The sequence below is a fragment of the Paenibacillus sp. JT22N1 genome (assembly GCF_059692155.1).
On the sequence record NZ_JCAUAW010000038.1, the window covers coordinates 1 to 20,352 of the forward strand.

General features: G+C 45.8%; 19 protein-coding genes and 2 pseudogenes. 18 read left to right on the plus strand and 3 right to left on the minus strand.

Going from position 1 to position 20,352, the window contains the following annotated elements:
* Nucleotides 1-410 precede the first annotated feature (410 nt).
* The 7 genes from AC58UU_RS37625 to AC58UU_RS37655 all read left to right on the plus strand — a co-directional run bounded on the left by AC58UU_RS37625 (nt 411) and on the right by AC58UU_RS37655 (nt 7,982).
* Entirely contained in the window at nt 411-1,046 is a 636-nt protein-coding gene (locus tag AC58UU_RS37625; protein ID WP_497322546.1) for a 2OG-Fe(II) oxygenase, read from the plus strand.
* Between the two features lie 464 nt (nt 1,047-1,510).
* Entirely contained in the window at nt 1,511-1,924 is a 414-nt protein-coding gene (locus AC58UU_RS37630; RefSeq protein WP_497322547.1) for a CBO0543 family protein, read from the plus strand.
* 279 nt (nt 1,925-2,203) lie between these two features.
* Nucleotides 2,204-3,523, plus strand: coding sequence for an epoxide hydrolase family protein (locus tag AC58UU_RS37635; protein ID WP_497322548.1), 1,320 nt, complete (start codon nt 2,204-2,206; stop codon nt 3,521-3,523).
* A 535-nt stretch (nt 3,524-4,058) separates the two neighbouring features.
* A complete protein-coding gene (locus tag AC58UU_RS37640; protein WP_497322550.1) occupies nt 4,059-5,507 on the plus strand; it encodes a spore germination protein in 1,449 nt (482 codons plus the stop codon).
* A gap of 15 nt (nt 5,508-5,522) precedes the next feature.
* Complete coding sequence (locus AC58UU_RS37645) at nt 5,523-6,671, plus strand: Ger(x)C family spore germination protein (protein WP_497322551.1); 1,149 nt, start codon at nt 5,523-5,525, stop codon at nt 6,669-6,671.
* Between the two features lie 7 nt (nt 6,672-6,678).
* On the plus strand, nt 6,679-7,782 hold the full coding sequence (locus AC58UU_RS37650) for a GerAB/ArcD/ProY family transporter (RefSeq protein WP_497322552.1): 1,104 nt from the start codon (nt 6,679-6,681) through the stop codon (nt 7,780-7,782).
* Nucleotides 7,779-7,982: a hypothetical protein gene (locus AC58UU_RS37655; RefSeq protein WP_497322553.1), complete on the plus strand. Its 204-nt coding sequence runs from the start codon at nt 7,779-7,781 to the stop codon at nt 7,980-7,982. Before AC58UU_RS37650 ends, AC58UU_RS37655 begins: the two co-directional genes overlap by 4 nt.
* Nucleotides 7,983-8,808: 826 nt before the next feature.
* Here the strand turns inward: AC58UU_RS37655 and AC58UU_RS37660 are convergent.
* A pseudogene (locus AC58UU_RS37660) lies at nt 8,809-9,070 on the minus strand (IS66 family transposase); the annotation flags it as partial.
* Entirely contained in the window at nt 9,034-9,624 is a 591-nt protein-coding gene (locus AC58UU_RS37665; RefSeq protein ID WP_497322554.1) for a TetR/AcrR family transcriptional regulator, read from the minus strand. The gene AC58UU_RS37665 and the pseudogene AC58UU_RS37660, both read right to left, overlap by 37 nt.
* A gap of 355 nt (nt 9,625-9,979) precedes the next feature.
* On the opposite strand from AC58UU_RS37665, the gene AC58UU_RS37670 reads away from it, so the two are divergent.
* From AC58UU_RS37670 to AC58UU_RS37720, 11 genes and pseudogenes are all read left to right on the plus strand, one after another.
* Complete coding sequence (locus AC58UU_RS37670) at nt 9,980-10,141, plus strand: hypothetical protein (RefSeq protein ID WP_497322555.1); 162 nt, start codon at nt 9,980-9,982, stop codon at nt 10,139-10,141.
* A 356-nt stretch (nt 10,142-10,497) separates the two neighbouring features.
* On the plus strand, nt 10,498-10,950 hold the full coding sequence (locus tag AC58UU_RS37675; RefSeq protein ID WP_497322556.1) for a DinB family protein: 453 nt from the start codon (nt 10,498-10,500) through the stop codon (nt 10,948-10,950).
* 200 nt (nt 10,951-11,150) lie between these two features.
* A complete protein-coding gene (locus tag AC58UU_RS37680; RefSeq protein ID WP_497322558.1) occupies nt 11,151-11,897 on the plus strand; it encodes an SDR family NAD(P)-dependent oxidoreductase in 747 nt (248 codons plus the stop codon).
* 196 nt (nt 11,898-12,093) lie between these two features.
* Entirely contained in the window at nt 12,094-12,432 is a 339-nt protein-coding gene (gene ytxJ / locus AC58UU_RS37685) for a bacillithiol system redox-active protein YtxJ (RefSeq protein ID WP_497322559.1), read from the plus strand.
* Between the two features lie 356 nt (nt 12,433-12,788).
* A complete protein-coding gene (gene msrB / locus AC58UU_RS37690; protein WP_497322560.1) occupies nt 12,789-13,250 on the plus strand; it encodes a peptide-methionine (R)-S-oxide reductase MsrB in 462 nt (153 codons plus the stop codon).
* A 581-nt stretch (nt 13,251-13,831) separates the two neighbouring features.
* Nucleotides 13,832-14,309 (plus strand): annotated as a pseudogene (locus tag AC58UU_RS37695) (GNAT family N-acetyltransferase).
* Between the two features lie 135 nt (nt 14,310-14,444).
* Nucleotides 14,445-14,567 carry a hypothetical protein gene (locus AC58UU_RS37700; RefSeq protein ID WP_497322562.1) on the plus strand — a complete coding sequence of 41 codons (123 nt, stop codon included), beginning with the start codon at nt 14,445-14,447 and terminating at the stop codon, nt 14,565-14,567.
* A gap of 134 nt (nt 14,568-14,701) precedes the next feature.
* A complete protein-coding gene (locus AC58UU_RS37705) occupies nt 14,702-15,190 on the plus strand; it encodes an NUDIX hydrolase (protein ID WP_497322563.1) in 489 nt (162 codons plus the stop codon).
* 458 nt (nt 15,191-15,648) lie between these two features.
* Entirely contained in the window at nt 15,649-16,323 is a 675-nt protein-coding gene (locus tag AC58UU_RS37710) for a response regulator transcription factor (RefSeq protein ID WP_497322564.1), read from the plus strand.
* Nucleotides 16,308-17,417: a HAMP domain-containing sensor histidine kinase gene (locus AC58UU_RS37715; protein ID WP_497322566.1), complete on the plus strand. Its 1,110-nt coding sequence runs from the start codon at nt 16,308-16,310 to the stop codon at nt 17,415-17,417. Before AC58UU_RS37710 ends, AC58UU_RS37715 begins: the two co-directional genes overlap by 16 nt.
* A gap of 98 nt (nt 17,418-17,515) precedes the next feature.
* Entirely contained in the window at nt 17,516-18,943 is a 1,428-nt protein-coding gene (locus tag AC58UU_RS37720) for a serine hydrolase domain-containing protein (protein WP_497322567.1), read from the plus strand.
* 676 nt (nt 18,944-19,619) lie between these two features.
* Here AC58UU_RS37720 and AC58UU_RS37725 read toward each other — a convergent pair.
* A complete protein-coding gene (locus AC58UU_RS37725) occupies nt 19,620-20,105 on the minus strand; it encodes a CBO0543 family protein (protein WP_497322568.1) in 486 nt (161 codons plus the stop codon).
* Between the last annotated feature and the right edge of the window lie 247 nt (nt 20,106-20,352).

Genomic DNA, 20,352 nt, shown 5'->3' on the forward strand with positions numbered 1-20,352 from the left:
GCTACATCTGATGAGCGCTCTCCTGAACAACATCTGCAAACCAAGGTGTCAAAATCCTGCGAATGAGTGAGTATATGTGAGATAAACCCTTAAAACCGAGGGACGGGCAGTTTTGCGTAGCATATGGGGGTGACCTTAGTTCATCTTTCTACTGAAATACCATGCTAAATACATTGCCATGTGGGCTGTATGCTCCCGGCGGTGTTTTTATGTTTGGAGTCAACACTCAGTTGCTGAGAGTACATATAGCACGAAGATGAATAGTAGAATAACCTCGTTTGTTCTAAAAAAAAGCGCAATAGAATAATTTTTATAAAATATGAGGAACTTCTGATTCCACGAAGAACTGTTTAAATCGACTGACATAATGTAGATTACTTCCTCAGTAATCAATAATGGAGGATGCAACGATGGCCATTATAGACCAGACGATTTTCAATTCATTTGGAAACAAAATTATTACTAAAGATAAAGAGATTCATATTGTCAGCAAAATGGATGAACCGCTTATTTTAATTTTGGACAATGTATTAAGCTACACAGAATGTGACGCTTTGATTGACTTAGCTAATAACAGAATGCAGCGAGCTAAAATCGGCAAATCTCGCGTAGTAAGTAATATTAGAACAAGCAGCAACATGTTTTTTGAGGAAAGCGAAAATGAATTGATTCAAAAAATTGAGACCAGAGTTTCTGAACTGATGAATATACCGATTTCACATGCTGAACCGCTGCAAATTTTACATTATAAAGCTGGGGAACAGTATCATCCTCATTTCGACTATTTTACATCCGGAAATGTTGTAAACAATCGCATCAGCACACTGGTGATGTATTTAAATGCCGTGGAAAAAGGCGGTGAAACGTATTTCCCTTCGCTTCGTTTTGCAGTAACGCCGAAAAAAGGCAGTGCCGTCTATTTTGAATATTTTTATAACGATAATCGCTTAAATGAACTAACATTACATGCAGGAAATCCCGTAGAAGTCGGGGAAAAATGGGTAGCAACCCAGTGGATGAGAAGACAAAGACATCGCAACATTTAAAGAACGAGAGTGGAGTTTGCAGCGATGCAGCTCCTCTTTTTCATTGAAGTAACGGGCAGCATAGTTAAATGGTAAGATGATGGTATAGCGAGGAGACCGGCCGGGAGTTTTTGAATCAGGATCCTAGTATGTGATAGCACGACGAAAAGCATGCCGTACTGACAAAACCTTGTCGATACGGTTTTTCTATTGCATGCGAGAAAAGCACGGATTGGGAAAATAAGCGAAAGGAGGAAACAGGCTCCTTCATATATGTAAGCATTTGAAAGCACAATATCGGTAAGAGATATTCCCATCGAGTAGGTAATCACGTTGGAAAAACTGCTGCTAAGGGCGCTGTTTCTGGCTTCCGTGGCCTCAACCCCGTTTGTTTTGAAACGAAAAAACCTGCTTATGCTCTTAACCGTGTTTTTTGCGAAAGGTGTGATTTGTACTGCAATGGACTCTTTTTTGTTAAAAGAAAGATGATTGCGTATCCGGCGCGGCCTTTTTCCAAGACGTTTGACACGAACATTTTATTCGACTTATTGTTTTACCCGCTGCTGAGTGTGGTATGGGTGAGAATGAGCTACAACAGCAAGCCTGCCGAACTGTTGACCCGAAGTTTATATTTCAGCGTGCCGATGACAGTGCACCAGTGGGCGCTAGAAAAGAAAACGAAGTTGTTCGAGTGGAAGTCTTGGTCGATCCTGCATACTTTTGTGTGCATCAGTTTCACCTTGATTACAATTCGGGGGCTCGTGGGGCTGCTAAGAAGGCTTGTGCCAAGTGAAAAACTTGTAAACGCGGAAGCAGCTCAAATCAGATCTAACAACAAGTATGAGCATAGCTACAAGAACTACGAAAGCGAAGAGCTAACTGCAAATGCAGTCATGTGACAGGAGGAATGCTTTATGCGTCGAGCAAAGGCGCGGTGGATACGATGACGATGGCATTCGCGAAGGAGCTCGCTCCACGTAAGGAGCGTATTTAAATGAAAATGGAATGAAATAACTTCGCTGGACGAATGGAATGAAATAGTTGCCAAGTCGACAGAACGCGGACAGGTTATTCTGAAACATAGTACGCATGCCCGATTAGTACATAATTATTCTGGTTTCTAAGGAACCTAATGATAAGGATGACCCAATAACTTTAAGAAAGGAGAATTACTACAATTGAATTTAAACAGCAGTAAGTTCTGGTTTCGTTTGGCCATGCTTGTGACCTTATCCTTGGAATTGACGACGTTCGGCACGATGGACCAGAAGGTTAGCGCGAATTCGTATGGAGCTCCGCATGAATCCGAAGCGGATTCGAAAGCCATTCGACCGTTTCAGGTGCATATTCCGGAGTCGGAGCTTACCGATTTGCGTAGGCGTATACTTGCGACAAGATGGCCGGACAAAGAAACGGTGTTGGATCAAACGCAAGGTACGCAGCTTGCAACGATGAAGAACCTAGCCCATTATTGGGCGAACGATTACGACTGGCGCAAATTTGAGGCCAAGTTGAACGCTTTGCCGATGTACGTCACCAATATCGATGGGGAGGACATTCACTTTATTCACGTCCGATCGAAGCATAAAGACGCGATGCCAGTCATCCTTATGCACGGATGGCCCGGCTCGATTGTCGAGAAGCTGAAGGTAATCGACCCACTGACCAATCCCACGGCCTATGGCGGGAAGGCATCGGACGCATTCGATGTCGTTATTCCGTCGATGCCTGGCTATGGGTTTTCGGGCAAGCCGACCACGACCGGTTGGGGCCCTGACCGCATTGCTCGTGCTTATGGAGAGCTGATGAATCGTCTTGGGTACAAGAAGTATGTGGCGCAAGGCGGCGACTGGGGCGCCATTATAGCAGACGTAATGGGTGTCCAACAGCCTAGTGGACTAATCGGCATTCACACCAACTTGCCCTTTGTAGTTCCGTCCGATCTCGAGATGGCGATTCAGGCCGGCAAGGGTTGCCCGCCTGGTCTGACAGGCGAAGAAAAACGCGCATGCGAGCAGCTGGACTTCTTTTACAAGCACGTTGCATACGCCCAGATCATGGGAACGCGCCCGCAGACGCTGACGGGACTCGCGGATTCACCTGTAGGTTTGGCCGCCTTTATGCTGGACCATGACGCGAAGAGCCTGGCGCTGATCTCTCAGGCATTCAATGGACAACCAGGGGGCCTTTCACGAGACGATGTTCTCGACAACATCACGCTCTACTGGTTGACGAATACGCCGATTTCTTCGGCTCGCCTCTACTGGGAGAATAAATATCCATTCTTTGGCATCAAGGGTGTCAAACTTCCCGTTGCCGTGAGCGTGTTTCCCGACGAGGTCTATGAGGCGCCGAAGAGCTGGACACAAAAGGCGTATCCGAATCTTATCTATTTCAATAAGCTCGACAAAGGGGGACACTTCGCGGCGTGGGAACAGCCGATGCTCTTTGTGAATGAACTACGAAATGGACTCAGGGCGCTGCGCAAATTAAAATAATACCACCTATTGTCGACAATAGGAGGGATGTTCCGTCTCATTTCGAGAAGTGTCGGTTCTTAAGAAATTAGACCGATAAAAACATGGACATTAGCACTTTTTTATTTAAAGGGTACATATTCTTGAGATTCCCAATTTCAAGAATATGTACCCTTTTGTATTGTCATGACAGTTTCCACGTCTAGAATGGCTTGCTATCATCCCATCATCCCATACTTTTCTAATCGCTCGTTATAGCATGGTGCCTTGGAGATCCGTAGCGCTTGCCGCCGTTCCAATCGAAGAGGAAGAGGAATACGATCTGGGCTGGCTTCAGTGGTATATTTTTCTAATGTTTATACACAATAACTAAAACTAATGATGAAGGGTTCAACAGTGCATAAACTTTCCGTTACCGAGCCGGTGCAGGAGTAAATCCGAAATCGTATGCAGGGGGCCCCTGATTTCGTCATTCGAGGGAATACGATCTGGGCTGGCTCCAGTGGTATATTTTTCTAATGGTTGTACACAATAACCAATGATGGAGGGTTCAACAGTGCATAAACTTTCCGTTACCGAGCCGATGCAGGAGCAAATCCGAAATCGTATGAAGGGGGCCATTGACTTCGTCATTCGGCCGTTCCCTCTCCGTGGATCTTCGGCTTTCACCTGCCTCTATCTATCCTCGATTGTGGAATCGGCTCTCGTAGATGAGTTTGTCGTGAAACCCATGCTTGCCGCCGTTCCAATCGAAGAGGAAGAGGAATACGATCTGGACGACCTGGGCTGGTTTCATCGCCACATCCCCTTCGTCCAAAACAAGGAATGGACAGATGCCGATGAGGGCGTCCGCCTGCTGCTGGAGGGCCAGTGCCTGCTGATTCCAATGCAAGTTAACCGTTTCCTAAGCTTTGACGTCAAACGTAGTGACTATCGCAGTGTAACCGAGCCTCAGTCGGAAGCCACAGTACGCGGACCACGGGAAGGATTCGTCGAAGACATCGGTCGGAACGTGGCTCTCATCCGTAAACGGCTCAAAAGTGAACATTTAGTTTTTGAACAGATGACCATTGGAACTAAGACGCAGACCAAAGTGTATTTGACCTATTTGCCCGACGTAGCCCCCACTGACGTCGTAGAAGAATTCCGTCGTCGGCTGCAGGCCATCCAGGCTGACAGCATTCTGGAAAGCTCTTATATGGAAGATTGGATCCAAGACAAGACGTTTTCACCGTTCCCGCAACTCATCGGGACAGAACGGCCGGACGCGGTGACTGGCAAACTGTTGGACGGGCAAGTAGCGCTTCTCACCGACGGCACTCCGATTGCATTGATCGGTCCAGTGACATTTTTCCAACTCTTCTCCTCACCAGAAGATTACTACCAGAGGCCGGATATCGCCACACTTTCGCGATGGTTGCGAATGTTCGCTTTCATGCTCTCGATCTTTATCCCTCCTTTATACATTGCGGTGGTCACATTCCACCAGGAGCTACTACCGACTTCGCTCTTGATCAACCTGGCCGCGCAGCGGGAAGCTGTGCCTTTCCCCGCGTTCCTAGAAGCAATGATCATGATGGTCACGTTCGAGATTTTGCGTGAAGCCGGTTTGCGGATGCCTCGGATTGCCGGTCAATCGATCTCCATCGTCGGCGCGCTAGTACTCGGCATGACCACGGTCGAAGCAGGACTCGTCTCCGCGGCTATGGTTATCGTCGTTTCGATCACGGCCATCTCCAATTTCGTGTCGCCAATTTACGGCTTTGGCATTGCGCAGCGGGTCCTCCAGTTCGTGTTCATGTTCCTGGCCGGCTTTATGGGATTATACGGTATTCTGTGCGGAACATTGTTTGTTTTGATCCATCTAGTCTCATTGCGTTCCTTCGGTGTGAAGTACATGTCTCCCATTGCGCCTTTGATGCTGTCAGACTTCAAAGACACTATCCTGCGCGTTCCTCGGTTCTGGATGAAACGAAAACCTCAGATGTTCTCTAGGAAAAAATAGGGGAGGGGGCGAACATTGCGAAAATTATTGCTCTTGAGCTTACTAGTCGCCTTACTTCTCTGTCCAGGTTGCTGGGACAAGAAGGAAATCAACGAACTGGCAATCGTCACCTCAATCGGCATCGACCGAGAACCATCGACTGGCATGTATATTGCTTATTACCAAGTAATCAACCCTCCGGCTCTCTCCTCCAGGCAAGGTGGCGGATCCAAGGCATCGGTTTACACGTATCGTTTCAAGGAATATAGCTTGGGCCGGTTCATTCAGAAATCGAGCACGATGATGCCGCGTCTGCTTTTCACCTCACATTTGCATTGCTATATATTATCCGAAGAGGTGGCCCGTCAGGGAATCATTGATATTCTCAACTACTTGGAAACGACTCCCGAATGGCGCATGAACGCTTATCTGTTTGTGACGGATTCCCCTCTACAGGCCGTAATGAACAGCTTTACGACACTCGAAAAGGTGCCCGGGCGCCATGCCACCTCGCTTGTTCGCGTTCTTTCGCGGGGGTCATTTGCGGGGGGTGTAGAGCCGATCCGTGTCAAAGACATCGTGACAGGTATGGAATTCCGATTGCCGACACTCATACCAATGATCCACTACCGCGGCAAACCGGCGGAAACTACCGAGAGAATAGAGCAAATTGACGTCAGCAAACAAGCGCCGTCCTTTTTTGAGGACAGCGCGGTGTTCTTCAAAGGACGCATGGAGGGACGCTTGGACAGTCAGAATAAATACTATTATCACATCCTAAACACGAAATATCGGAAATTCACAGAAACGGTTAAAGTAGACGGAAGTTACGTCGACGTCGAGACGAATAATGTCCAAGTGAAACGGAAATGGGACCGATCCGCCAACCATCTCAACATCCTCATTCATGCTGATCTTCGCATATTGAACAACCAACAAAATACCAAATTAACGTTACAAAACGTACACAAGATCGAAAAGGCGTTTAATCGCGTCGTAGCGGACAAAGCGGAGAAGATGGTTGTGTTGGGAAGGCTAAAGAACTGGGATCTGTTGGGCTTGCAGGATGAAGGGGCTACTTCGGATTCATGGCGGCGGACGTCGGTGAATTTCTCGGTCACATCTGACGTTACGACGACCGGCAACAAGAATGATCCCTATACCAAGGAAGGCAAGGAGGGATGAAGAGCATATGGAATCCGACCGGCTCAGCGCGTGGCAGTTTCACTTGTTGACGCAAATCTATGTCATCGGTACTGCGTTTATTTTGCTCCCCGGCCCGATCATCGCGAGCGCAAAACAATACGGTTGGGTTGTCGTCATTTGGGCAACCTTGTATGGGCTGGTGCTTGCTTTCGGCTACTTGTACCTTGCCAAGCTGTATCCAGGAAAGACACTTGTCGAGATCGCTTTGCAGGCATTCGGCAAGTGGGCCGGCGGCCTCGTCTCGTTACTGTATATCGTCTTTTTCATCCAAATCGCATCGTGGGTAACCCACAATCTTGGCGATTTCATGCATATTAATCTCATGCCGCTCACACCTATTTCTGTATTCCATATCATGATATTGCTCGTCAGTGCGTACGCCGTGTCGAAGGGGATCGAATCAATCGCCTTGGTGAACGAACTTCTGGTGCCTTACCTCTATTCAGCGTTCTGGGTTCCGATAGTCATAATGCTGAGGGAGTGGAAGTGGCGCTATTTTCACGTCGTCTACCCTTTCCAGCTGAGCGACGTCGTTATTCAAACCCGATACGTGTTGGCGTTCCCCTTTATGGAGACGGTGGCGTTCTTGATGCTTATTCCATTCGTACAGAGGAAAGTGAAAATCGCGTTTATTACGGGAATCGCTGTTGCCGGCGCAATGTTGACCGCTTGCGTTTTTATTTCGATTGGGGTTCTAGGCGTGTATCGCGGCCAACAATTGGTTTACCCAATCTTTTCGATGTTCCGCGAAATGAGATTTACCGGCTTCATCGAGCATTTGGAAGCGATTCTGGCTGTGAATATTGTGCTGGTAGTATGTATTAAGCTGTGCATACTATTCTATTGCGCTGTTTTGGGCGTCTGCCAGCTGTTCAAAATTGAGAAGCGAAACAGCGTCATTTATCCGATGGTGTGGGTCATTTCTGCGTATTCGATGCTGTTTATGAATAACATCGAAAATCTCGATTGGATAAAAAAATATTTGTTCGAATACTACTTCTTATTCGCCGTGGCTCTTCCCATCCTCTTCATCGTCTCGGCCAAATGGAGAAATAACGGTCGGCGGATGAAGAAGGACGGCTCTGCATGACGATTTTGGTCGCCGTCTATGCCTTAACCATCGGAGTCGGTTATGCGATGCGAAAATTCGGCACCTACAACGGCAAAGAGACTACAGTTTTCCTCTCAATCGCAACTATCGGAGCCGTTTTGTGGCTCAGTATCATTCTGCGTCATCCGTTAGATTTGAATGATGCGATCGCCTTCATCATCGATCGGGTCCTGCCCTAAATCTACATTATTTCGCCGGGATGAGAGAAATGTGTGAGTGAGACGTAGGCGAGATGCCTGGAAACTAAATTCGCCAAATTATTATTTTACGTAATTAAAATAAAAGGCCGGTATCCCAAAGATGCCGGCTTCTTGTTGTCTATTGTCAGAAACATCTACCGATAAATGACAATATATTTAGAAATCGCCGCAAATGGCGGCAAAGCGATTGCGATTCAAGGCGATAAATCCAATATCGCCGATCGCCGATGTCCAGCGCCTTTTTGAGGAAACGAATCAGGGGCTTCGAACCCAGATTTCTCGTGAATAACGCCTGTGTCTTTAAATTTGAACCGGTAGTGGATATAACGGTGGAAGAATTCCACAGGGAGTACAACACCAACGTATTGGGAACGATTTAGACCGCCTAGCAGGTGCTGAAATTCTTCCCCGCGGAGGAAGCGACAACGGCAAATTGCTGGTAGCCGACACACCACTTGGAAGCCGTTTCGGCCAACCGGAAAATATATCGCGCCTGTCGTCGTGTTCGTAGCTTCCGACGAGGTCTATGGTTGACGGGCGAACGCATCAACGCATCCGGCGGGAACATTTCCCGCAATAAGGGGCAGTACCAGCGTTTCTGATACCACCTTTAAATATATATGTAAAAATATGTAATGAAAGATAACGGGTGTCCTTTTGTCGGGAAAGCACATAGGTCAAAGTAGTTTCAGGAAAATGTCCAGAGCGTTTGTACGCTGATTTTTGAGTGTTGTGGAGTCGCTTTGTTTGTGGTGAGCGTCAAATAGCCCCCACCTAGCGGCGGGAGCGGACTTGGGATGTACTTCTATGGATTCTGCTTCATCCGAAAATCGGCGGGGAGCGAGGCTGACCAGGGCAGGAACAATTCCAGTATTTCCGCATCCAGCGGACCGGAGAGCTGCGACAACTGCTCGAAGAGGTAATTGAAGTCGTTGTATTTTCACCTTCGCTGTCTCGATTACGCTATAGATCGTCGCACTCGCTTTTGCGCCCCGCGGTATGTTGGCTATCAGCCAGTTCTTTCTCCGGATTACAAATGGCTTGATCGTTCGCTCGCTCGATTCGTTATGATCGCACTCGCGATAATACTGAAGAGATGCTCAGCTCGTGGCGCGGATGAGGGCTGGTCACCGAGCCACGCGAGCGCAGCAGCTAGCGAGAACAAGTCATCACCATTCATGTCGGCACGCGCAAGACCCTCGGCCTGAGTGCGAGTGAGAAGCCGCGCGCCTGCCGTTCGCAACGTGACGCACGAAGCATGGAGTGCGGAATCCGTGTCCTCGATGGCTGCAATCATAGCTGCCACAACCCCTTGATAGTTACCCGTGAATGTAACGACATCGTGTAGCCACGACACAAGTGCATCATCGGGTGGACTCGCAGTTTCGAGCTCACGTGCCTTTGCCGTCAGCTCGTCGAAGCCTGCGCGGAGTAATGCATCTAGCAGCGCTTCTCTGGTCGGGAAATGACGATACAATGTGCCGAGCCCTACGCCAGCTCTACGAGCGATATCACGCAGCGATGCATCGGCGCCGTGCTGGGTTACAACCACTTTCGCGACTGCCAGTATGTGCTCATAGTTTTTCTTCGCATCGGCTCGCATATTTTTCCTCCTTGACAACTGGAGCGGTGCTCCGTATAATCATAAACGGAACAGTGATCCTTTTATGTGGAGCACTGCTCTGGTAAGTATAACTCATCTGCATGTAAGGAGAAAGCAAGATTTCTACAGATACAATGAAGGCGATTCGTTTGCATGAATTTAGCAGCCCTGAGGTACTGCGTTACGAGGAGGCGCAGCTTCCCGAGCTGAAGCCAGGTGAGGTGCTTGTCCTTGTTCACGCGGTTGGCATCACCCCCCCAACCGGTACCTGCGTGAGGCGTATAAGGATCTTCCTCCTGATTGGCAGCCGGCGGTGTCCTTTCCCTTCATTCTGGGGTTGGACGTTCGGGCGTCGTCGAGGCGGTAGCCACGGGTGGACAAGGCTTCTCCGTCGGATGAAGTTTTCGGCATGGTTCGCTTTCCTAGCATGGGGGCGAGCGCTGTTTATACCGAGTACGTCGCCGCGCCAGAAATGTACCGGGCTATTATGATCGGCCGTTGGCGGACTCATTTGGATCGGTACGTTCCTTGCTAGGATGCAAAATCGCCATCTTTAAATTAATCGCGGTCACTTTGGTGGCCAAAGAGAAGGCAGAAATCGCGGATCGTATGTTCTAGATACATTTCAAAACGACCGGGAGTAATCTTCTATTTAAAAACCCGCTTGTGATAACCGAAACGGTTGTCGCGGGAATATCAGATTTCGGGCGCGTCACAAATCGCAATAACATCCAAAACATGCCTAAGAAAGTTACATGCAAGCCGTCGCGATTAAAAATAGATAGTTACTTTCGTGGTAAAAGCGAGATGAATCGGTGCACAGTTTTGGCAGCACACTAAACTATAAACAATAAAGGAGTCGATAAAATGAAAACAACGATTTTCGAAGACTTGGGCATTATTAGAGCACAAACGCTGCTAGCAATGGAAGGCCTGACTGAGGAACTCGCGGATCGTATTCCCGCTGGTTGCCGCAATAATATCCGTTGGCAACTTGGTCATATCTATTTCGTTACAGAGCACTTGACGCTGTCGCAACTGAATCTTTCGATGAATCTGCCGGAAGGGTTTGTTGAACGGTTCGGATCAGGTAAGGGACCGTTGGATTACCCTGCTTCCCTTCCAAAACCGACATTGCCAGAACTGAAAATCCTCTTGACAGAACAACTGGACAGAATCCGCAAGCAGTATCCGATGGACCGCTTGAACGAAAGTGTAGATGCGATTAATACTTCCACGGGACTCCCTCTGGTAACTCCTGAGCAATCGCTGCGTTACAACCTGTACCATGAAGGATTGCACGCCGGAGTCTTCTCCACCTATAAAAGAGTATTGTCACAATAATCTTTCGTTGAATAGAAAAAAAGTACAATCGCTTCTTCTTATGCCGCATTGCTGACAGGCGAGAGAATCAACGCTTCCGGCGGCATCCATTGAGCCGTTACGAGGCAATTCCTGTATTACATGGATAATTGGTCGTTTTTTTAAAACGGAAAAAGTTCAAAAAACATATTTTTTTAATTATGAGAGGGAGAATATAAAACATGGCAAATTTAACAGGTAAAGTGGCAATAGTAACGGGCGCTTCGAAGGGAATCGGTGCCGGCATCGCAAAGGGATTGGCGGAGGCCGGTGCGGCCGTCGCCGTCAATTATTCCTCCAGCAGGCAAGGGGCGGACCGTGTTGTAACAGAAATTACCAAAGGAGGGGGCAGAGCAATCGCGGTTCAGGGCGATATGTCCAAAGCGGCGGACGTCGAGCGGCTGTTCGAGGAGACGAAAAATGCTCTTGGTACGCCGAACATCCTGGTCAACAATGCCGGCATCTTCGAGTTCCAGCCATTAGAGGAAGTGACGGAGGAGTTGTTCCATCGCCAGTATAACATTAACGTGCTTGGGCCGATTCTGACCACGCAGCAAGCGTTGAAACATTTCCCTGCAGAAGGCGGAAGCATTATCAATATCGGCACGATCGCAACCAAGAACCCGGTTCCGACTACCATGCTTTACGCTTCGAGTAAAGGTGCGGTAGATACGATGACGATGGCACTCGCGAAGGAGCTCGGTCCGCGTAATATCCGCGTCAATATCGTTGCCCCGGGCTTTACGGATACGGAAGGCAACGCCGGTTTCGTCGCCAGCGAGGCCGGAAGGGCTCTTGCTGAGGCTACGCCGCTTGGCGGCCGGTTTGGGAAACCGGAAGATATAGCCCCGACAGTGGTCTTCCTCGCCTCAGATGACGCCGCATGGCTGACGGGTGAGAGAATCAGCGCATCCGGCGGCGTGCATTAAGGACAAGAGTTTCCCTCACGGAAAGGTAGTCTATCCATTCTGACTGGCCTAGGCTGTATTCGATCTTTCGAACGAAAGCGAAAGAGCTGAACGATTTTCTCGATCGGGCTGCCAACTCCATTTACAAAAAAAATGTTGTTGTCCCGGTAAACACGAAAGAATAGTTAAAGCTGAATTAACAAAGGAGCATATTTAAATGAAATGGAATGAAATTACTTCGCTGGACGAGTGGAATGAAATAGTGGACAAGTCGACAGAACGCGGACAGGTTATTCTGAAACATAGTACGACATGCCCGATTAGCGCTAACGCGCTTCGTGAATATGAAGATTATTTGAAGAGTACCCCGAATCAAGAGATAGATTACACGCTTGTCAAAGTTCTCGAATCACGTCCGGTGTCAAACAAGATTACCGAGGATTTGAATGTTAAACACGAATCCCCGCAAATGATTTTCATCAAGGATAAAGCCAAATACTGGGCTACTTCCCACTGGGCAGTTACGAAAGAGCATATGACAGTAGTACTAGACTAATCTAGAAGAGGTTGTCACATAAGGTCAAAAGGTTGACCTGTGGGGCAACCCTTTTTTTCTTCTCGGAAAACAAAAAGAATAATATGGTATTGTGGGGTTATTTAGGGGTATCCGTTGTAGCTGCTCTAATCGGATATATCGCTTCAGCTTCAAAACTTGACAAGTCCAACTCAGACGGGATTTTCATCCGGCATGGTTTTTGAAAGAATGCCATCCGTCTGTTTCATGTGTATGTTACCGAAGCAGAACTTACAACTATTACCAAAAAGTCCGCTTAACAAGAAAGTACAAGGTAAGCGAGTTCACCTCCGGTCGCGGTTTCTTTTTTGAAAAAAAAGTAGGGGAGTGTTCGCGAAGTGAAAATTAGATCAGAGCAAGGTGCAAATGAAGATTTTAACAAAGAAGAAAAGTTGAAGACGCTGAATACACTCCAGTATAACGTTACTCAGCATGGCATGGATGAGCAGCCGTTTGGTAACGAATACTGGGATAATGAAGATGAGGGTATTTACGTAGATATCGTATCGGGCGAGCCGTTGTTTAGCTCGAAGGACAAATACGATCCCCGTACAGGCTGGCCAAGTTTTACAAAACCACTGGAGTCAAACAACGTTGTGCTTAACCACAAAGGATTATTTTTGGGGACCGAAGTCAGAAGCCGGCATGCGGATTCCTTCCTGGGCCACGTGTTCAAAGACGGACCTCAACCAACGGGAATGCGATTCTGCATGAATTCTGCAGCCATGGAATTCATTCCAAAAGCGGATCTTGAAAAAAGAGGTTATGGCGCTTATGCCGCGAAATTTAGCGATGAATAGGATACTGTTGATCATGCAGCCCCAATAAAAATTGGGGCTGCATTTTTTATTTCGACCAAAAGCTTTTATGGGGTTCTTACATAATTTAGAAGAAGCAGAATGAACATAACTAAAAAAATCCAGAGGCGGGGAATCGGAACAGATACTTGTCATTTATCGGAACAAATTCTTGTCATCTGTCACAAGCTGTAAGAGGACAAGAACATATTTCTATAGAGATCCACGTGCAGCGCGGTTTTTTTATTTTATGGACAAGAATAAAGTATTATTGCCATAGCCGAAATGGATCGAAAAGATGTGAACCTGTTCACTTCTCATCAAATTAATCTGTGTAAGTTGATTGCAGCCCTGTAGCCTGTTGAGGGACGGGCAGATTACATTAACAAAAAAATAAAATCGGCACATAATTGTGCCGATTAACTAATTGCCAAAATGCCAAAAAGGATACCCCTAAAAAAGCCATGGATAAATGATAGTATATAAAAAAAATCAACATAAGTCTATTAATTTTTTGGTGAAAACTGTATGTTATTTATGCGACCGCGGCGCAAAACGATGAGGGATGAAGGGAGAATACCAGCATGATTACGCTCCGAAAAATTACCTTGGAAAACCGGCTCGCCATATTTAACTTAGAAGTATCAGAAGAACAACGGCGCTTCGTTGCGTCCAATCTGTCAAGCGCGGCATCATGCTATGTCCTTGCAACCAATGGGGGACATCCATTTCCGTTTTGCCATTTACTCGGATGGGCAGCCGGTCGGTTTTGTTATGTTGACTTTTGGAATCATCGGATACGACCTCCCGTCAATCGTACACGACAGCTATTGCATCTTGCGACTGATGATTGACAAGCACCACCAGAACCGGGGCTACGGTCGGGAAGCCATGAAAAAAATCTTGGAATTTATCCGCACCTTTCCAGCCGGGCCTGCACAATACTGCTGGATTTCTTATAAGGTAGATAACTTGCACGCCAAAAAGCTTTATGAAAGCTTCGGATTTCGTGACAACGGCGAAATCCTAGGAGACGAGCTAATCACCATATTGCTACTCTGATTTGCACTGGAGACTCAACTATCGAAAGACAATAGCGCGGCGATGGAACCGATCCATCGCTGACATTCATTGCTGCAGGCACCTTTCCCCTAACTGGCAGTAGAACGCAATATACTTAATAGGGTGTGATAGAGAATGGAAAAGATAAGACTTCGCGCTTGTGCATTAATCATTGAAAACAATGCAATATTACTGATCGAGTTCAAAAATGATAATGATGACGGCATACAAGTCGTTGCGCTAACGGGAGAACGTTAGTTCAATAAACTACAAATTGAGGCTGCCGCCGCGAAAACGAGTGGCAGCCTCATTAAGCTATAATACGATCGGCAGGAAAGTACAGGAACCATGTGGAATAAATATAAAACTTTACCGTATAAGGAGGTCGTGAATTGGCATTTCCGACACATATTGTATCGGCAGGCGGAATTGTAGAAGATGGAAATGGAAATATCCTATTAGTAAAAGCCCATGACGATGGTTGGGTGTATCCTGGTGGGATAACAGAAGTTGGAGAAAACCTGATTGATGGCGTGATTCGTGAAATCAAAGAGGAAAGTGGAATAGACGCCACTGTTAGCCATTTAATTAGTGTTGTTTCCAATACAGCGATTCATAAGTGGTATGATGGTGTGACTGATGTTCCTACGAAGGTCATGTTTGATTTTGTATGCAAAGCTGTGGGTGGAGAATTAGCTACTTCTGATGAAACGAGCGAGTGTAGGTGGGTTCCAAAGGAAAATGTTCTGAATTTGATTACTTTACCCGCAATCCGCATGCGTTATGAAGCTTATTTGAACTTTAACGGCTCTGTGAATTATATGGAGTACGTCACTGCGACAACGTCAGAATGTAGTGTCAAGCTTCAAAGGCGTGTTTAGTTGTACGAGGGTTTCTATGCAAGTGCAAAGGAAAATTAACCATTATTCCGGACGGTAAACATGATATTTGGGAAGAAGTCTATATGAAAACAAAGGACTGTATAGCCACTTTTTTCAAAAATCTTTGCACTAACGGAGAACGATAGCTCCATAATATAGAACAGTCTAGGCTGCCGCCGATTCACTGGGCAGCCTATTCCGTTAACGGGCAGGTTAGTGAATAGATGAGGCTTAACTCAGCTACCTGCAACAAATTTAGGGTACGGGAACTAGCTCAGCTGTGAGTCGCATCGCTGACAGCGATGAGGTCAGGGGTTCGAAGCAGGGGGAAGCGTAGCTCGAACATCGGGGTCCCCGCGAAACAATCGGAGTAGGCTCCGTTATACATCGCTTGGGATGGCAAACGATTTTTGTTATGCTGGATATAGATGATTTGAAATGGGAGCAGGGTATGCCATATGAAAAAGATATTGATCATAGATGATGAAGCCGATCTTCGAAAACTGTTGACGGACTACTTTGAAATTAATGGGTATTTCGTTATGACGGCGAAGAACGGCAATGAGGCGTTGCGACAAATTGAAAATCAACCGGACCTTGTTTTGCTGGATATCAATATGCCTGAACTTAATGGTCTTGAATTATGCAGGAAAATCCGATGCTTTGTGTCCTGCCCTATTTTATTTCTAACAGCCCGCGTTGAGGATGCGGATAAAATATCTGGGTTTCGGGCTGGAGGGGATGATTATATTCTAAAGCCATTCAGTATCCATGAACTGGGCGCAAGGGTAGAGGCGCATTTACGCAGGGAAATGCGCAGTCAAAATAAAACGTCGATAAAGTTTAGTGAAGATTTGGTCATAGATTATTCGGCTCGTGCGCTTTACTTCCATGACGTGCAAATTTCCATGGCTAAAAAGGAGTTCGATATTATAGAGCTGTTGTCGACACATCCCGGAATGGTGTTTGATAAAGAGCGGATTTATGAAAAAGTATGGGGCTTGGACGATGAAGGCGACAGCACCGTGATAGCGGAACATATCAGGCGAATTCGTTTCAAATTGAAAGAGCATGGCTGTGAAAACAGGATAGAAACCGTCTGGGGAGTAGGATACAAATGGCGAAAATCATAAGCTGGATGCGACTGAAGCATATGACCTTGCTGCAATCATTCATCTTTTTATGCTGTCTTACGCTCATCACCGTTCTAGTCGTCATCGTATTAGAGTTTAGATGGGCGGAAAGCATACGGCTACGATTTGCCGACCATTCTTCCGTAAACGATTGGGTGTTACCTTCCCTCGTTGCGATGGTGCTGTTTACTGTTGCCGGCGGTATTGTCCTGATGGCCAGCCTCTTTTATAGATGGAAACTGAAAAAGCCGCTTGAAATACTGATGAAGGCATCGGAGAAAATATCGGCGAATGATTTGGGGTTTCATATTTCTTATGATGGCAAGGATGAGATGGGCGAGCTATGCCGTGTATTTGAAAAAATGCGCGGACAATTGGAAAAAAATTATAAAGCTCTTTGGCGATCGGTTGAGGAACGCAAACAACTTAATGCTATTTTTGCCCATGACCTAAGGACGCCCTTATCTGTCCTGAAAGGATATTCCGAGTTTCTGACCACCTATCTGCCCCAAAACAACTTATCCGAGGAAAAAATTCTGGACACGATTCAAACCATGAAAGTCCATATTGTACGTCTTGAAAGTTACACTGAGGCCATGAATTCGATTCAGAAGCTGGAGGACATGCCGGTACACAGCCATGCGGTTGAAATGGATCTTCTGACCTCCTTGCTGAATGACATCGCCCGACAAATAACCGGACAATTTGGCAAGACTTTCGGCTCGTCCATTGCTGCGGATTCGAAAAAAATAGCTGTCGATATACATTTGGTGATGCAGGTTTTTGAGAATTTGATAGCTAATGGAGCGCGTTATGCTGCCGGCCATGTGAGTATTAATTATAATGTCTGCAAGGGCTTTTTTTCCATAACAGTCACGGATGACGGCGCCGGTTTTTCTGACGTAGCGCTTCAAAAGGCCGTGCTTCCTTTTTATCGCGGAGAGGTATGGGATGCGAATGCGCATCATGGACTGGGACTTTATATAAGCAAAGTACTGTGCGAAAAGCATGAGGGGAGTCTGCATGTAGAAAACGGCTTCGATGGTGGCGGAAACGTAACAGCAAGTTTCTTTATGGGGTTGATAAATAGTTGAAAATTATCCATTAGCATTTCCTTATCATGTGATTAAGGGGTGCTACTATGACAATAGTGCAAAAGAAAATATGTCTGTGCTTGAGTTGTTTACTATTGATGTTGACAATCTTGGCTAAACCTGTTTCCGCAATTGAAGTCCGAAACAAAACTGAAATACAGCATGAAATTGATGACTACGTCATAAAAAACATGAAAGTCAATCATATTAAGGGCGCGGCTCTTGCAATAGCCAATAACGAAGAGTTGTTCTATGCTCAAGGTTACGGTGCATTTTCAGATGGTCGCGATATCACCGGCAGTAGCCCCTTTCCCATTGCTTCATTAAGCAAATCATTTACGGCACTAGCCGTCCTGCAGATGGTGGAAAAAGGACTAATCGACCTTGATGCGCCATACACATCTTACTTTTCCGACCTCTCGCCTGAGGACGAACGTGTTCGCGATATTACGGTCCGGAATTTGCTGAATCAGACAAGCGGTCTTAATGACAAAGTGAATCCCGACATGACAAATTCCCCTCAATATCAATCGCTGCAAGAGATTAACCAATCGTTGAACACGGTTAAGCTTGCCATTGATCCTGGAACAGCCTTTAGCTACCACAATCCTAACTATCAATATTTGGCTCTTCTTGTGGAGAAAGTAAGCGGACAGAGCTTCTCTGCTTACCTGGAAAAGAATATATTTGAGCCTTTAGGGATGGACCATACCTTCAACGTCAGTACCACACAGCAAATCAATGAGAATCCTGCCATTCCGCGGGGACACTATCTATTATTTGGCTATCCTGTAAACCAAGCCGAACCCTTCTGGTTTATTGACGGTCCCGCCGGTATTATGTCAACTGCAGAAGACATGACAAAATGGATGCTTGCCCAATATAATGGCCGTCTTCTAGCCCCAGAGCTGATGGAGCAATACCATAAAGCCGGACAGAGCGGCCCGTATGGAATGGGGTGGCTTGCAGATGAGGATGAACATGGGGGCAGGACGATTTCCCATAGTGGAATTTTCTGGACGTATAAGGCGGAAGAAACGATATATTTGGATCAGCAGTTGGGCATCACGATGATGTTTAACTCCGGTTTAAACGCTTTTGTCGATTATTCAGCTTTTGTTGACGGGATCGCACGGATTATAAAGGGCGAAAAGTCCGAAACTTCTATTGTTAACGGCAGAAATATGGAGAGGGTTATGATTCTGCTGGTGATTACGACATTTTATTGGGGTTTATATACACACTTTCGTATCAATATGAGCAAAAAGGGCATCACGGCCGGAAAATTGATTTTTTCATCGGTCGGGAGACTGCTTCCTATCTTGATTCTCTTGTTTCTGTCACCACTAACTACATTTATTGGCGCTGGGCGAGTTTTACCTTGGTTCGGACTATGGACTACCATGCCATCTCTAATTATATGGCTTTTTGTATTATCGCTGGTAAATATAACGATTTTGGTATGCCGTTTCAAATTGTATTACCGTACTAAGAAGAGGAGTAATTTTGAAACTGACGCCCGATGAAGTCGCGTGCCTGGAATAGTCGTATGTGCCACACCCGATGGGCGGGTTAAACTAATCATTCCTGTTAGTCCTAAGAATTGGACTTTGAAAGAAAAGGAGCGCCTCGGTATGATGGGTTTGTCAAAGAGTTTAACCCAACACCATCAAAGAGGCGCTCTTATTATGAAGTTTAAGCAATCTGATAGGTGATGCCACATGTATCTTCATAATAAGCAATACCAAAATACATGCAGGATCTAACTACTCGTTTGTGCCAGGTGATAGCCTTGGAATACTCAGTAATAAACAGAATTGTAATACGAATACAAAAAATCAAGATCAAATCGATGTTGATTGTGAAATTACGATATATATATGAACGCACAAAAATTTTCCGCTTATTTCAACAAGAAACAGATCTATTATATGTTAATAGTAAAGTTTGTTTTTAATAAGGTGGTCTCTTAATGTACACTGTATGTTGGCGAACTAAACTAACGGAGAACGACAGTGCATAAGCAATAAAGATTAAACCCTCCCAATTCTAGCAAAGCTAGAGGTAACTTATACTTGGAAGGGTTTTTATTATGATATTGAAGGATTTATGGTACCTTTCGATCTCACCTTTCGTGAAAGTTCGTCCGCCTCTAACAACCAATAAATTCCAGAAATTCCACTCCAAATGGGTTTGACTGATTCACCCCACTCCTCTGCTCCTTACTCTTTCATCCGCTGTTCGGATGAGGGACATTAAAAGTCTCACGAACAAAAAAAATGCAATAAAGGTTACAAAAGAGTGCATCCAGGTCCAACTGTAATATTTAATTAATTCGGTATACCTTTCTAAAATGAATTCCACTGTTGTCATTAGAGAACTATATAAAAATGCCTGTACCAATACCCGGATAAGCTTCGAACGTTTCGTTGTTAGGTTGAAGAGCACATTTAACGTTGGGAATGCAAGATAATCGAACAAAACCGCTGATGAAAAGTATTGACTGAGAAATCGGACGGGATGTTCGTAATAATGCTGTTCAATTAGAATTACGGGAATAAAACTGCTAAAAAATACGGTGATTAGATATACGTATAAACAATCTCCGATAAGTGATTTCTTTAAGGTTATGATTAAAATAATTAAAGAAAGAACAATAACAGACCATTGAATAATTTGATTAAACATTTGGCTACCTCACCTAAATGAACAAAATGATTCATGAACTATATATTTCCAAGAAGGAGAATGTTTAATACATACACGAAGGGGTTATTAAGCACTAACGAAGAGCGATAGAAATAAAACAGACTGCCGCGCCAGTCTACTTGTCGTTGAAGTAAACATTTCTGTTAGGGCTAAGAAATAGCCTTTGTCAAAAAAGGAGCGCCTCGGTATGTTGGGTTTGTCCGAGAAAGGGAGAATCTCACAAAAG